Here is a 14417-nt window from a genome sequence, read left to right on the forward strand (position 1 = left end):
AGTTCAGGAAGGGGATTCCTCTGCGGCCCTTTTCACAGCGCATTCTTCGTCACCCAGATTCGCCAGGCGATGATCAGCTTCTGGGTCTTGGTGAGCCGGAGCAGATCCTTGTCCCACATCTTCGGGAGCAAGGCCTTGTTCAGTTTCGCAAGCATGCGGAAGAGCTGCTTCTTCATCTGATGGCTGGTGCTGAACGAGAAGGTCGGTGCAAGCTAGGTGGAGGGGAAGGAGGTGAGGGAGGTGAGGGAGGAGTCCTCCTTTGCTTCCATTACCACCTTCACCTCCATTTCCCGCATTCAACTCAGCATTTCGTCCCGCAATCCTCATCGGCCCATTCGAGTTCGATGGTGGCGTGGTGGATGCCGTGCTTCTGCAGCGCCTCGCGGGCCTTGGCCTTGATGCCGAGCGCTTCGCGGTGATCAATGCCCTCAACCACCACATGCACGGTATGCACGATGAAGCTGCCGTCGAGCGTCCACGTGTGCTGGTCGTGCAGGTCGATGACGTGCGGGATGGCCATGAGGTCGGTGCGCACCTGCTGCATGTCGAGCCCCGCGGGGATCTCCTGCATGAGGATGCCGGTTCCTTTCTTCAAGGTACCGATGGCGTTGATGAGGATGTAGGCGCTGATGGCGACGCTGAGCAATGGATCGACGATGGCCCAGTTGGTGAAGTAGATGACGATGCCGCCCACGAGCACCGCGGCCCAGCCGAGCACGTCCTCCAGCAAATGCAGGTAAGCGCCGCGCTCGTTCAGCGTTTGCCCGCCGTGCAGCTTCCACGCGGCGAAGCCGTTCATGGCGAGGCCGAAGAGCGCGAAGCCGATCATGCCCAGTGAATGCGGCAGCTCCGGCGCCCAGAGCTTGGGCACGCTCACGGTGAGCATGAAGAGCGCCCCGATGATGAGCACCACGCTGGTGAGCCATCCGCCGAGCATGCTGTAGCGACCGTAGCCGTAGCTGTAATGCGAATCTCGACCCTTCATGGCCACGCGTTGCAGGTACCACGCGGTGCCGAGCACCAGGCAGTCGCCCGCATCGTGCAGGGCATCGGTGAGCACCGCGATGCTGCCCGTCCACCAGCCGCCAACGACCTCTACGAGCGTGAAGGCGAGGTTGACGAAGAAGGCGGTGCGGAGGGCTACGGCACTTGCGGCGGAAACGTGGCCGTGGGCGTGCTCGTGGTGGTGATGGCCCGTGTGCGAGTGTGCGTGCTCGTGTTGGGGCATGGGGCGAAAGGTATTCCTAGCCCACCACCACCCTTCCCGTCCGCTTCGCCAGCTTCATCTTGGCTTCGCTGAGGCGCTGGATCTCCGCGAGCAGCAGCATCATGGCCGTGTGATCGGCGGCATTCAATTGCTCCTGGCGGTCGCGCACCATGCGGGCTGCACGTGGGGCCTATGACGCAGTCCAGCGCCCGCCGCCCCGCTCTTACGTTTGCTCGCATGCCCGATGCCCTTTCCGCCAAGCTGAACGACTTCGCCGGTTACGTGGCCGATGCGTTGGATCGGCACCGCAGCGGGAAGCATGCCGATGCGCTGGGCAACATGCGCAAGGCGGCGGAGGCGGCGTGCAAGGTGCTGCTGCTGCAGAAGGTGAGCGCGTTGCAGGCGGCCAGCGTGATCGAGGGGTCGAACCTGCAGCTCTTGATCGGCTCGGTGCAGCGGCACGCGCAAGTGCCGCAGGAAGTGGTGAACCACTTGAAGGCGCTGCAGATCCAGGGCAACAAGGGGGTGCACGACGAACCGGTGATGCGCAGCTCCGCCACCATTGGCGCGGTGCATCTGGCGGCCCTGGTGCAGTGGCTCTATGCAGAGCGCCTGCGCATGCCGCTGCCGAAGCAGCTGGCCGAAGCGCTTTCGGGCAAGGCGGTGAAGGACCGGCTGGAGGCCGAGCGCAGGAAACAGGAAGAAGAGCAACGTGCCCAAGCCGCGCACATTGCCGGGTTGCAAGCGCGCTTGGACGAGATAGCGTCGGCAGAAGCGCGCAAGGGCGATGAGCGCGCAGCGCTTGAAGCAGAGCTGGCGGCCATCCGCGCGCAGGCCGACGAAGGGCAGGCCTTGCGCAAGGAGCTTACGCAGTTGAGGCTGGTGGTGGAGAAGCAGGGGGAACGCGCCGGCGCGCCGGCCCTGCCGCCCCCAGCGGAAGCAGCAGCGCCCAAGCGCACGTCACGCACGTGGTGGTGGATGGCCGCTGTAGCCGCTGGGATCGCGATCAGCGTGATGCTCGTGCGCACTTCCGGCGAAGCGGAACCACTTGGCGAGGACTGGTCGGCGCCCGCCGATACGGTGCTGCGCGTGGTGCTGCTGCCTTTCCAGGTGCTGCAGGACGACCCGAACCTGGAGCTGCGCTTCGAGGAGGTGCTGCGCAAGCACCTGCACGCGCATGCGGCGGCGCATGGCATACCGGCGGAGATCAGGTTGCTGCGCGAAGCACGCGCGCTCAGCGGCGACGACGCGGTGCGTCTGGCGGACAGCCTGCATGCGCGGCTGCTCTTCCACGGCGAGCTTACCGAGCCCACGGCCACGGACAGCGGCGCCGTGAGCCTGCACTACGTGATGCGGCGCATGAACAGCAGCGAGGCCAACCGGCTTGTGCCCTTGCGCTTCCGCACGCTCGCCGAACGCGCCACCGAATTGCTCGTGGCCACCACGGGCAACCTCCTGGACCGGGCGATGGCCAACGTGCATGCCTCCAAGGGGGAATGGTCGCGCGCGCTGGAGCTGCTCTATGCATCGGAGCCCACCACCACCGAGGTCGATTTCGTGAATCGCGGGTTCCGCGTCGATTGCCATGCACGGCTGGGCCAGTTCAAGGAAGCGCTGCGCGAAGCCACGGCCATGGTGAACCTGCAGCCGGACAACGCTTATGGCTGGATGCTGACGGCCAATGTGCTCGACACCCTGGGCCAGCTGCCGGAAGCGCGCGCCACCTACGAGGAGGCACTGCTGCGCGCGCCTCGGCACACCGGGATCCTCACCGACCTGGCCGAGCTGTACCTGGGCGCGAGCGATCGAAGCGCGCAGGCTATTGCACGCGGCCTGGAGCTCGCCTTGCGGGCCATCGAGGCCGACAGCACATCGGGCCGGGCTAGGTTCCTTGCCGGCTTCGCAGCCTATGCCCAAGGCGATTGGCCGCAGAGCATGCATCACCTGGAGCGCGCCATCGCAACCGGGAATGCTCCGGCCAAGGCGCGAACCCTTCTTGCCGAACTGCTGATCCTTCGCGTGAGTCCCGCCGATCATCGCCGGGCCGAGGCCTTGCTGCTCGATGCCTTCCGGATCGATAGCACCGATGCCAGGACACTCTTCAACCTGGGCGAATTGTACACCAGGACCCCATTGGCCGATCCCGAGAAGGCGCAGGCATTCTACGCCCGTGCGCGATTGAGCGACCAGGTGATGGAGCGCGAGCGCACCATCGGATTAGCCAACGCCGCCCTGATGCAAGGGCGCAATGAGGAGGCGATCAGCCTCATCATGCCGATCTGGGAGCAGGACAGCACCAACGTACTTGCGGGCCAGGCCTATGCACAGGCCTTGCTGAACCTGAAGCGATACCCCGAGGCGGTGCGCGTGGCCGAGCAGCTCTTGGCCATCGACCCGCTGAGCAAGCACGGGCATATGAACCTGGGCCTCATCCATCGGCTCGGCGATGCCAGCGTGCGCGACCTGCCGAAAGCAGCGGCGCATTACCAGGCTGCGCTGCGCTCCGATCCCTTCGACACGCTCGCGCTCATCAACCTCGGCGGGATCCTCTTCGACCTGCAGGACCTCAACGGCACGGTGCGCATCATGCAGCGTGCGGTCGCCGCGGCTCCGCGATCACATCAAGCGCACCGAACGCTCGCCCTGGCGCTCAATGCCAGCGGGCGCGATCGCGAGGCGCTCACCCACTACATCATGGCGCATGAGCTCTGGCCCCATGATGATCTGGTGGCCTCGAACCTGGCCTACCTCCTCCTTGCGGAAGGCCTGACGCAAGATCCCGCCAGAGCGCTCGCGCTCGCGGAGCATTCGATGCGGCTCGCGCCGAGCGCGCCGAATCGCACAGTGCTCGCCATGGCCTTGGCGAAGAACGACCGCTTCGTTGAAGCGGCGCAGCAGTACAGCAGGGCTGTGGCCGAGGATCCGACGGTGCGATGGCCGGAGCTGGAAGCCTATTTGGCCACGAAGGGCTTCTGACCCCTCAGCCCACCACCACCCTCCCGGTCCGCTTCGCGAGCTTCTGCTTCACCTCCGTGAGCGCGCGGATCTCGGCGAGGAGGATCATCAGGTTCGTATCGTCGGCGGTCTTGAGCCGCTCCTGGCGGTCGCGCACCATGCGGTCCACGCGGCGCTCCTTGAGGATGTCCACGGCTTCCTCGATGGCATCGTAGAGCTGCTCGCTCTCGCGCTTCACGTGGATCTTGTGGCGGTCCTTCCAATTGGGGCTGAGCACGTGGCGGTCGGTGAGCAGATCGATGGCGGTGCCGCGCCAGTCCTGGCGCTCGTGGGCCACGTAGCGCGAGGCATCGATGGCGTTGCCGGTATTGGTGGCGAAGCGGTAGTCGAGGTAGATCTCGCGGAAGAGCGGCTCGTCGAAGAGGATGTCGTCGAGGGCAAGCAGCTCGAACATCGTTTCGGCCACGGTACTCTCGTCGTCGGCGGGATTGCCCTCGTCGTCGAGCACGGGCACGCTGATGCGTTCGTGGCCGTAGGCGAGCAGCAGGCGGAGCAGGTCGCGTTCCTGCGGTGTGGTGCCCACCTCCTCCAGCGTGGGTTGCGGCGGCGCGATCTCCGTTGGGATCAGCTCCTCCGGCACGGGCTGGTCATCACCAAGCTTCTTGCGGTACTGCCTGCGCAGCACCTTGTTCATCTCGCTAATGAGCGCTTGCTCGTTCACGCTGAGCAGGCGTGCGCATTGCTGGATGTAGAGTGAGCGCAATACTTGATCGGGCACCAGCGCGATGCTCTCCACGATCTCGTGGATGGCGGCGGCCTTCTTCACGGGGTCGTCGCCCACATCCTGCATGAGCAAGGTGGCCTTGAACACGAGGAAGTCCTGCGCGGTGCCGGTGAGATGTGCGAGCACCTCGCTGCTGCTGTGGCTCTTGGCGAAGCTGTCGGGATCCTCACCCTCGGGGAAGGTGACCACCTTCACGTTGAGGCCCTCCTTCAGGATGAGGTCGATGCCGCGCAGGCTCGCCTTCATGCCCGCTGCATCGCCGTCGTAGAGGATGCACACCGTTGGCGCATAGCGCTTGATCAGCCGCACCTGATCCTCGGTGAGGCTGGTGCCGCTGCTGGCCACCACGTTGGTGATGCCGGCCTGATGCAGCGAGATCACATCGGTGTAGCCCTCGACCAGATAGCAGAGCTGCTGCTCCACGATGGCCTTCTTGGCGTGATGGATGCCGTAGAGCGAGCGGCTCTTCACATAGAGGACGCTCTCGGGCGAGTTGAAGTACTTCGGGAGCTTCTTATCGCTCTTCAGCGTGCGCGCGCCGAAGGCGATGGGCTGGCCGCTGAGGCCGAAGACGGGGAAGGTGACGCGCCCGGCGAAGAAGTCCCAGGCCCCACCATCGTCGCGGCGCTTGATCCAACCGGCCTTCTCCAGGATCTCCGGATTGAAGCCGTTGGCCTGCGCAGCGATGGCGAAAGCGTTGCCCTGCTCGGGCACGTAGCCCAGGTGGAAGGCCTTGATGGTGGTATCGCTGAAGCCGCGCTCGTGGAAGTACGAGAGGCCGATGCGCTTGCCTTCATCGGTGTTCCAGAGCTGCTCTTCGCTCCAGGCCATGGCCCATTGCTGCGCCACGGCGATGCTCTCACGCTCGCTCTGCTCCAGCTGCTGCTCGGGCGATTGCTCCTCTTCGGGCAGTTCGATCTGGTAGCGCTTCGCGAGCCACTTGATCGCCTCTACATAGCTGAGGTGCTCGTGCTCTTGCAGGAAGGTGATGGCATCGCCGGCCTTGCCGCAGCCGAAGCACTTGTAGATGCCGAGGTTCGGGGTGACGTTGAAGCTCGGCGTCTTCTCGTTGTGGAAGGGGCAGAGGCCGAGGTAGCGCGGGCCTTTGCGCTTGAGCGCGACGAATTCGCCCACGACCTCCTCGACGCGCATGGCGTCTTTGACGGATTGGATGGCAGAGGGGGAGATCATGAGTCAGTTGGCAGGGGCAGGGGCAGTGGGCAGGAGCAGGGGCAGTGGGCAGTGGGCAGGAGGCAGGGGCAGGAGGCAGGGGGCAGGGGGCAGGGGGCAGGGGCAGGAGGCAGGAGCAGGGGCAGTGGGCAGGAGCAGGGGCAGTGGGCAGTTGGGGTGGGCCGAAAGGGCCGTGAATGTAGAAGCGTGAGGCGTGCGGGCCTTGGTCTGTTGAAATGATGCGTGCATCACCGGCGATTGTTCACTTCGATCCATGGCGGACGGCTGAGGGCCAGCTTGTTTCCGTGCCAGGTCTTGAGATGCTATGGGCTATCAACAACCCTCTACCGCCAAGCTGAGCACTGCACGCGACGCGAAACCGATAACCGTCTAGCGGATCACAACCCCCAAGCTGTCGTACACCACGCGCTTGATCTCGTTGCCCTCCTCGTCGAAGAAGATCCAGGTGCCGGCGTTGCGGCCTTGGTGGTATTGGCCCACGTAGTAGGTGAGGCCGCTCTCGTAGAAAACCTCGGTGAGTCCTTCTTCCACGCCATCGACGTAGGCCACGCGGCTGCGCGGGCCGCCGTGCGCGAAGTAGCTATGCCAGGGCCCCACGCGCTTGCCATCGCGCATGGTGCCTTCGATGCGGCCTCCATCGGGCAGGGCCTTCACCACGCGGCCATTCTGCGGATCGGCTTGCGCGGTATCGGCCGGGGCCGCCGCCGTCTGCGGTTCCGCAGCGCCGCCTTCGCAGGCTACGAAGCAGACGGCGGTCAGCGTGGCCAGGATAACGGCGGTCAGGAGCGATGCCTTCTTCATGCTGCTTCGTTCACTTGGTTCGTTCGACCGTGAGCTGCACGAGGCCTTCGAGTGCTTCCCTGGCAGGGTTGCCGGGGAATGCGCGCAGCAGCTCAAGCGCGCGGTCGCGGTGCTCGAGCATGCGGCGCTGGGCGTGCACGATGCCACCGGCCTCCACAACCTTCGCGATCACGCGCTTCACGGCCTGCCCATCGGTGTTCCGGTTCTTCACCACATCCACCATCCAGCGGCGGTCGGCCTTGGGCACCTGCTGCAGCGCGTGGATGAGGGGCAGCGTGAGCTTCTTCTCCTTGATGTCAAGGCCGCTGGGTTTGCCGATCCCCGCACCGGAGCCGTAGTCAAAGAGGTCGTCCTTGATCTGGAAGGCGATGCCTACATGCTCGCCGAAGAGCCGCATGCGCTCCACGGCATCGGCATCCTGACCGGCGGCGCTGGCCCCGCTGGCGCAGCAGGCCGCGATGAGGCTGGCGGTCTTCTGGCGGATGATGTCGAAATAGACGTCTTCGCTGAAGTTGAGGCCGCGCGTCTTCTCCAGCTGCAGCAGCTCGCCCTCGCTCATCTCACGCACGGCACGGCTCACGATGCGCAGCAGCTCGAACTCGCCCTTGTCAACGGCCAGCAGCAGCCCGCGGCTCAGGAGGTAGTCGCCCACGAGCACGGCGATCTTGTTCTTCCAGAGCGCGTTGATGCTGAAGAAGCCGCGCCGCATGTTGCTGTCGTCCACCACATCGTCGTGCACGAGGGTGGCGGTGTGCAGCAGCTCGATGAGGCTGGCGGCGGTGAAGGCGCTATCGTTCACCGGCCCGAAGAGGCGTGCGCTGAGCAGGGTGAACATGGGCCGCATCTGCTTGCCCTTGCGCTTGACGATGTAGTGCATGATGCGGTCGAGGAGCGCGGCGCGGCTGCGCATGGCCTCGCGGAAGCGCGGCTCGAAGGCCTGGAGCTCCTCGGCGATGGGCCGTTGCACCTCTTCGATCGTCGGCATCGGGGCAAAGATGGACAGCGGGCCATCACCGGAAGGGACAACCACGGGCACCGGCGAACGTCCGTTAGGGGATGGTTGTTCCCCAGCTACCTTTCCCGCCTAACGCCATGATGACCATCCGATCCGTGCTCCTTGCCCTGGCCATCTGCGCTGCAGGCCTCGCGCATGCGCAGGACAAGCCCAAGAAGAGCAAGCAGCAGGCGCGCGTGCTGCTCTACAAGGAACAGCTGGCGCAGCAGTTCGATACGGTGAAGTGCATCAAGAACGTGTTCAAGCTGAACCCGCTGATCTTCTTCCGCGGCGAGGTTCCGCTCTACTACGAGCGCGCGCTCACCCCGAAGCTGAGCCTGGAGGTGGGCCTGGGCTTCACCGCGCGCAATTACCTCGCGCTCTCCTGGGTGGGCGACGATGCCGATGAGTACGGTGCGGGCACCAAGATCCTCTACAACCCGAGCTACCACATCGGCGCGCGCTTCTACCTCACGGACGACCTGGAGCCTTCCGGGGTGTACATCAACCCGGAGTTCGCGCACCTGGTGTACAGCAAGCTGATCAAGGAGAAGAACGCGGACGGGACCTTCAGCGATCGCCAGCGGCTCGACGAGCGCACCTACAACGATGTGCGCGTGATGGTCGGCTACCAGAGCCTGGGCTACAGCAGCAATTGGATCCTCGATTTCTACGGCGGGCTTGGTTTCCGCAATCGCGACAACCTCGTGGTGCGGGAGACGCACATCATCAATGCGGACCCTGAGCCGGATGAGTACCTGTACGACGATGTCCGGGAGAACAAAAACGTGATCGCCTTCTTCCTGGGGGTGCGGATCGGCGTGGGTTTCTGAGTGCGGAATGCCGGTTGCCGGTTGAAGGTTCAATCAACCCTCAACCATCGTCAACCTTCAGCCGGTCATTCCGAGCGGAGCGAAGGAACAACCTTCACAGCTGCATTCTTATTGGCCAATTGCCCGCAGGCCGCATCGATGTCGCGCCCGCGGCTGCGGCGGATGCGCGCCACGATCCCCTTCTTGCCGAGGTATTGCTGGAAGGCCTCGGCATCCTTGCTCTCGGTCCTTCCGAACTCACCGCCGTCGATCGGGTTGTACTCGATCAGGTTCACCTTGGCGTGCACGTCGCTCGCGTATTTCACCAGCTCTTGCGCATCAGCCAATGAATCGTTGAAGCCGCGCAGGAGGATGTACTCGAATGTGACGTCCTTCCGCAGCGTGCGGGTGTAGTAGCGCAAGGCATCCTTCAGTTCGGCCAGCGTGTTCTGCTCGTTAATGGGCATGATGCGGTCGCGCTTGGCATCGTTGGCGGCGTGCAAGGAGAGCGCGAGGTTGAATCGCGCGCCATCATCGGCCAGCTTGCGGATCATCTTCGCGATGCCCGCCGTGCTCACGGTGATGCGCCGCGCGCTCATGCCCAGGCCGTCCTCGGCGGTGATCCGTTCCGCACTGCGCATGGTGTTGGCGTAATTGAGCAGCGGCTCGCCCATGCCCATGTACACGATGTTGGTGAGGCCCTGCTTGTAGTACTTCTGCGCGAGCTGGTCGATGAGCACCACTTGATCCACGATCTCGCCCGCATCGAGGTTGCGCACGCGCTTGAGCTTGCCGGTGGCGCAGAAGCTGCACGTCAGGCTGCACCCGATCTGGCTGCTGATGCAGGCGGTTAGGCGCGTGGGCGTTGGGATGAGCACGCCTTCCACCACGTGGCCATCATGCGTCCGGAACGCGCACTTCACGGTGCCATCCTGGCTGCGCTGCTCCTCGGCCAGCACCAAGGGCCGCAGCACGGTGCGCTCCGCCAATGCAGCGCGGAAGGCTTTGGGCAGGTCGCTCATATCATCGAACGAGCGGGCCTTCTTCTTCCAGAGCCATTCCCAGAGCTGCTTGGCGCGGTAGGGCTTCTCACCCAGCTCCGCGACGAGCGACTTGATCTCGTCGAGGGGTAGGGAGCGGAGGTCGGGGGTCACCACCATGCAGGGCAAAGGTCGTTGGTCAGCCCTGTCCCCGGCTCAGCGAGTGGCACCAAGTTGCCTGTTCGCCTCCCTGAGGTAGCGGAGCATGGTCTCGGTGTCCGTCTTGTCCGGCTCGGCCTCGAAGCGTGCGAAGAGTTCGGGGAGGTCGCCCAGGACGATGCGCATGTACGAGGGGAGCAAGAGGTTGACGACGCCGGTCCGCGCGTTCAGCACATAGTGCGTGTAACCTGCATTCCGCGCGTCGCTGCTCCAGGTCTCAAAACCTCCGGTGTTCCTGCCGAGCACGGCCGTATTGCGCATGAGACTCTCTTGCTGATCGTGCGGGGTGTACGGTGGACCTGTGAAGTAGCAGAACGCACCCATCTCTTTCATCCCCACAAAGTGCTTGCGGTCGATGCTCAGATACAAGGTATCGTCCCAAACCAAGCCCCATAGATTCCTGAGCTGGGCCAGGCGTTGGTCCAGCTCAACCCAGAACGTGACGCTCTCATATTTCTTCTTGGGATAAGTGCGGCGCAGGCTGGGATCGATTCCCGGAACGGGATTGCCCATTTTCCAATCCATGAAACTATCGTAGGCCCCTTCGCCCGATTGCGCGGTCGAGGCGCTCGGAGCAAGCAGCATGGATGCCAGTCCTCCGCCCAGCACGAGCCGCTTTCCGAGGTGCATGGAACAAAACTAGTCGCAGGCTTCAGGCCAGCAGCAAGCCGGCCATCTCCAAGTCAATCCGGCCGGTCACCTTGATATTGTTCTCTTCGCCCTCCACCAGCGCCACCCTCACTCCAAGCCGCTCCACGAGCGTGGCTTCATCGGTGAAGGCGGGGTCGTACGGCTGCTCGAATGCCTTGCGCAAGAGATCGGTGTGGAAGCATTGCGGCGTTTGCACGGCCAGCAGTTTCGAGCGGTCGAGCGCACGTGATCCCTCGGCGGTGGTCTCGCGGATGCTCGGCACCACGGGTACTACAGGGATCGCCGCGGCGTGCTTGTCCGCAGCATCGAAGCAGCGCGCGATCAGCTCAGTGCTCACCAGCGGCCGTACGCCATCATGCACGGCGACGAGCCCGTCGCCTTCCACCTTCTCGAGGCCGGCCTTCACGCTGTGCCAGCGCTGCTCGCCACCGGCCACCACCTCGTGCTCGATGAAGAAGCGATGGCCCATGCACAGCGCTTTCCAGATGTCGAAGTGCTCCGGCGGCAGCACCACGATCAGCGCCATTCCCGGATCGAAGCGATGGAAGGCCTCGATGGTCCACATCAGCAGGGGACGGCCCTTCACCGTTTGGAACTGCTTGGGAACGGGGCCTCCCAGGCGTTTGCCGGAGCCGCCAGCGACGATGATGGTGGAGCGGTGCATGGGAATTGCCGAGGGGGCGCAGAGTCGCGGGGATGCAGGGGCTGTCACAAAGAAAAGAGGCGCAGAGCATCTCCTCTCTGCGCCTTAGCGTCCTTGCGGCTTGATCTTCAGATGATGAGCATCGCGTCCCCGTAGCTGAAGAAGCGGTACTTGTCCTTGATGGCCACCTTGTAGGCATTCCACACGTGATCGTATCCGCCGAAGGCGCACACCTGCATGAGCAAGGTGCTCTCGGGCATGTGGAAGTTGGTGACCATGCTGTCGGCGATGCTGAAGTCGTAGGGCGGATAGATGAACTTGTTCGTCCATCCGTTCATCGGCTTCAGGTGGTTGTTGGTGCTCACGCTGCTCTCGATGCCGCGCATGGTGGTGGTGCCCACGCAGCACACGCGCTTCTTCGCATCCTTGGCCTTGTTGATGATGTCGCAGGCCTCGCGGGTGATGATCACCTGCTCGCTGTCCATCTTATGCTTGGTGAGGTCCTCCACCTCCACCGGACGGAAGCTGCCCAGGCCCACGTGCAGGGTGACCTCGGCGAAGTTCATGCCCTTGAGCTCCATGCGCTTCATCAGCTCGCGGCTGAAGTGCAGGCCCGCGGTGGGAGCGGCCACCGCCCCTTCGTGCTTGGCATAGATGGTCTGGTAGCGCTCGGCGTCGCTGGCCTCGGTCTCGCGCTTGATGTAGCGCGGCAGCGGGGTCTCGCCCATCTCAGTGATGGTGCGCTTGAACTCCTCGTACGGGCCATCGAAGAGGAAGCGCAAGGTGCGGCCGCGGCTGGTGGTGTTGTCGATCACCTCGGCTACGAGCTCATCGTCCTTGCCGAAATAGAGCTTGTTGCCGATGCGGATCTTCCGCGCAGGGTCCACCACCACATCCCAGAGCAGGCTCTCGCGATTGAGCTCGCGCAGCATGAACACCTCGATCTTGGCGCCGGTCTTCTCCTTGTTGCCCCACATGCGGGCCGGGAACACCTTGGTATTGTTCAGGATGAAGGTGTCGCCTTCGTCGAAGTAGTCGAGGAGGTTCTTGAACTTCTTGTGCTCGATCTTGCCATCCTTGCGGTGCACGACCATCAGCTTGCTCCCGTCGCGGTCCTTGGTGGGATAGAGGGCGATCTGCTCCTTCGGGAGGTTGAACTTGAATGCGTTGAGTTTCATGTGGAATGCGGGGTCTTACGGGGCCTCGCCGGGTTTGGGGGGCCGAATATAGTGTCACGGTTAAGCCAAGGTCAAAGAACTTCGCATTCAGGGGATTATACCCGGAATTCAACAGCCACGAGAAGTCCTTGGGCGGGCTATTGGGCTCCTCGGTCGGGCAAAGGGGCAATGTGCTGCGCCCATGCCTCGGGCTCGTGCGCATCTTTCACCGAGTAAGCTCCGATGGCCGTGCGCCGCAAAGCGCTCAAATGCGCGCCGCAGCCCAGCGCTTGGCCGATGTCGTGCGCGAGCGAGCGGATGTAGGTGCCCTTGCTTACATGCACTTCGAAATCGACTTGAGCGCCCCGGACGGCTGTGACTTCCAATTGACTGATGATCACTTTCATCACGGGCATCACCACCTCGTGGGCGCGCTCGGGATCGCGGGCCAGGAAGTAGGCGCGCTCGCCCTCGAAGCGCTTCGCGGAATAATTCGGAGGGCGCTGATCCACTTCGCCGATGAAGCGGGCGAATACGGCGCGTATCTCCACGTCGCTGAAGTGCTCCCACGGCCCGCTGGGCACGGTGGCCGTCTCCAGATCGTAGCTGGGCGTGGTGCTGCCAAGGGTGATGGTGCCCGCGTAGGTCTTCTCCAATCCCGTGAGCGCGGGCAGCTGCTTGGTGAGCGGGCCATAGGCCATGATCAGCAGTCCGCTCGCCAGCGGATCCAAGGTGCCGGCATGCCCCACCTTGAAATTGCGGCGCTGCACCACGCTGCGCATGGCACCGCGGATCTTCTTCACCGCATCGAAGCTGGTCCAGCCGAGGGGCTTGTCCACCAGGATGAGGCCACCGGCGATCGGGTCGAAGACATGATCATGGATCATGGGCTCAGAACATCTGCATCTGAATGCCCAGGAAGTGCAGCGCGATGATGACGCCGCCCACTGCGATGCGGTACCAGCCGAAGGCCTTGAAGCCATGCTTGGTGAGGAAGCCGATGAAGCCGCGGATGGCGACGATGGCCACGATGAAGGCCACCACATTCCCGATATAGAAGAGCTTGATCTGTTCCGTCGTGATGATGTTATTAAGGAAGAAGTACTCGATGAATCCGCCTAAATCCCAGCTCATAAGGAAGGCGTTGTGATGCTCGACGAACGCCCCATGATCTTTCAGGTAATCAAATGTCGACTTCACCGTTGCCGCGAACATGGTGGGCACGGCGAGGAAGAAGCTGAACTCGGCAGCATGCTTGCGCGTGAGGCCTTGCGACAGGCCACCGATGATCGTGGCGGCCGATCGTGACACCCCTGGCACCATGGCCAGGCATTGCCACGCCCCGATGGTGAAGGCCTTGCGCCACGTGATGGGTTGCGGCCCGGTATCCGTTCCGCCCGGCATCCAGCGATCGATGAAGAGGAATACGATGCCGCCGAGGAAGAGCGCGAGGCCCACCACGAAGACATTCTCCAGCAGCGCATCGATGTGCTCTTTGAAGAGCAAGCCGGCGATCACCGCCGGGATGAAGCCCGCGAGGAGCTTGATGTAGAAATCGATGCTCTGGAAGAAGCGCTTCCAGTACAGCACCACCACGCTGAGGATGGTGCCGAACTGGATGGCAACGGTGAAGAGCTTCACGAACTCATCCTTCTCGATGCCCATGAGCGCCGAGCCGATGATCATGTGGCCCGTGCTAGAGACGGGCAGGAATTCGGTGAGCCCCTCGATGATGGCCAGGATGATGGCCTGCAGCAGCGTCATTGCGCCTCGCCGCTACGGTCGCGCTTGAGGATGGCGTACACCACGAAGAGGTAGCCCACCAGCACCACGATGGGCGCCACGGTGATGCGCCGCTCGCTGAAGATCTCCGAGGCGTCGAAGGCGTTCGGGTCGCCGTTGCCGCCGCCGCTCATGAGCAGGTAGCCCACCACCACGATGCCCAGTCCGATCAGGAAGAGCCTGTAATTGGTGGCGGTGAATGCCAGGTCGTTGAAGTGGTTCTGCTTGGCCATATGCGATT

The 14417-nt window shown here is 63.5% G+C and carries 14 protein-coding genes; 2 read left to right on the forward strand and 12 right to left on the reverse strand.

The window, feature by feature from the left end; translation table 11 throughout:
* Positions 1-32: 32 nt before the first annotated feature.
* Both IPM12_04920 and IPM12_04925 read right to left on the reverse strand, forming a co-directional pair.
* Complete coding sequence (locus tag IPM12_04920; GenBank protein ID MBK9147151.1) at positions 33-176, reverse strand: hypothetical protein; 144 nt, start codon at positions 174-176, stop codon at positions 33-35.
* A gap of 125 nt (positions 177-301) precedes the next feature.
* Entirely contained in the window at positions 302-1228 is a 927-nt protein-coding gene (locus IPM12_04925) for a cation transporter (GenBank protein ID MBK9147152.1), read from the reverse strand.
* A 216-nt stretch (positions 1229-1444) separates the two neighbouring features.
* Between IPM12_04925 and IPM12_04930 the strand changes: the two genes are divergently transcribed.
* Positions 1445-4183, forward strand: a complete 2739-nt coding sequence (locus tag IPM12_04930) for a tetratricopeptide repeat protein (GenBank protein ID MBK9147153.1) — start codon at positions 1445-1447, stop codon at positions 4181-4183.
* A 4-nt stretch (positions 4184-4187) separates the two neighbouring features.
* Here the strand turns inward: IPM12_04930 and dnaG are convergent, their stop codons facing one another.
* The 3 genes from dnaG to IPM12_04945 all read right to left on the reverse strand — a co-directional run bounded on the left by dnaG (position 4188) and on the right by IPM12_04945 (position 7923).
* Positions 4188-6137 carry a DNA primase gene (gene dnaG / locus IPM12_04935; GenBank protein ID MBK9147154.1) on the reverse strand — a complete coding sequence of 650 codons (1950 nt, stop codon included), beginning with the start codon at positions 6135-6137 and terminating at the stop codon, positions 4188-4190.
* 369 nt (positions 6138-6506) lie between these two features.
* Complete coding sequence (locus IPM12_04940) at positions 6507-6938, reverse strand: hypothetical protein (GenBank protein MBK9147155.1); 432 nt, start codon at positions 6936-6938, stop codon at positions 6507-6509.
* 10 nt (positions 6939-6948) lie between these two features.
* A complete protein-coding gene (locus tag IPM12_04945; GenBank protein MBK9147156.1) occupies positions 6949-7923 on the reverse strand; it encodes a polyprenyl synthetase family protein in 975 nt (324 codons plus the stop codon).
* A gap of 107 nt (positions 7924-8030) precedes the next feature.
* Here IPM12_04945 and IPM12_04950 point away from each other — a divergent pair, with 107 nt between their 5' ends.
* On the forward strand, positions 8031-8765 hold the full coding sequence (locus tag IPM12_04950) for a hypothetical protein (protein ID MBK9147157.1): 735 nt from the start codon (positions 8031-8033) through the stop codon (positions 8763-8765).
* Between the two features lie 65 nt (positions 8766-8830).
* On the opposite strand, the gene rlmN is transcribed toward IPM12_04950, so the two are convergent.
* The 7 genes from rlmN to IPM12_04985 all read right to left on the reverse strand — a co-directional run bounded on the left by rlmN (position 8831) and on the right by IPM12_04985 (position 14409).
* Positions 8831-9904 carry a 23S rRNA (adenine(2503)-C(2))-methyltransferase RlmN gene (gene rlmN, locus IPM12_04955; protein ID MBK9147158.1) on the reverse strand — a complete coding sequence of 358 codons (1074 nt, stop codon included), beginning with the start codon at positions 9902-9904 and terminating at the stop codon, positions 8831-8833.
* Positions 9905-9940: 36 nt separating this feature from the next.
* The gene (locus IPM12_04960) at positions 9941-10573 is read right to left on the reverse strand and encodes a hypothetical protein (protein ID MBK9147159.1); all 633 of its coding nucleotides are present in this window, start codon (positions 10571-10573) and stop codon (positions 9941-9943) included.
* Between the two features lie 22 nt (positions 10574-10595).
* Positions 10596-11258 carry a 2-C-methyl-D-erythritol 4-phosphate cytidylyltransferase gene (locus IPM12_04965; protein ID MBK9147160.1) on the reverse strand — a complete coding sequence of 221 codons (663 nt, stop codon included), beginning with the start codon at positions 11256-11258 and terminating at the stop codon, positions 10596-10598.
* 107 nt (positions 11259-11365) lie between these two features.
* Positions 11366-12415: a tRNA preQ1(34) S-adenosylmethionine ribosyltransferase-isomerase QueA gene (gene queA / locus IPM12_04970; protein MBK9147161.1), complete on the reverse strand. Its 1050-nt coding sequence runs from the start codon at positions 12413-12415 to the stop codon at positions 11366-11368.
* Between the two features lie 137 nt (positions 12416-12552).
* Positions 12553-13281, reverse strand: coding sequence for a tRNA pseudouridine(55) synthase TruB (gene truB / locus IPM12_04975; GenBank protein MBK9147162.1), 729 nt, complete (start codon positions 13279-13281; stop codon positions 12553-12555).
* Positions 13282-13285: 4 nt separating this feature from the next.
* Complete coding sequence (locus IPM12_04980) at positions 13286-14158, reverse strand: undecaprenyl-diphosphate phosphatase (protein MBK9147163.1); 873 nt, start codon at positions 14156-14158, stop codon at positions 13286-13288.
* Positions 14155-14409, reverse strand: coding sequence for a DUF3098 domain-containing protein (locus tag IPM12_04985; protein MBK9147164.1), 255 nt, complete (start codon positions 14407-14409; stop codon positions 14155-14157). Before IPM12_04985 ends, IPM12_04980 begins: the two co-directional genes overlap by 4 nt.
* Positions 14410-14417 lie beyond the last annotated feature (8 nt).

Source organism: Flavobacteriales bacterium (assembly GCA_016716605.1).
In the GTDB taxonomy this organism is placed as follows: Bacteria; Bacteroidota; Bacteroidia; order Flavobacteriales_F; family PHOS-HE28; genus PHOS-HE28.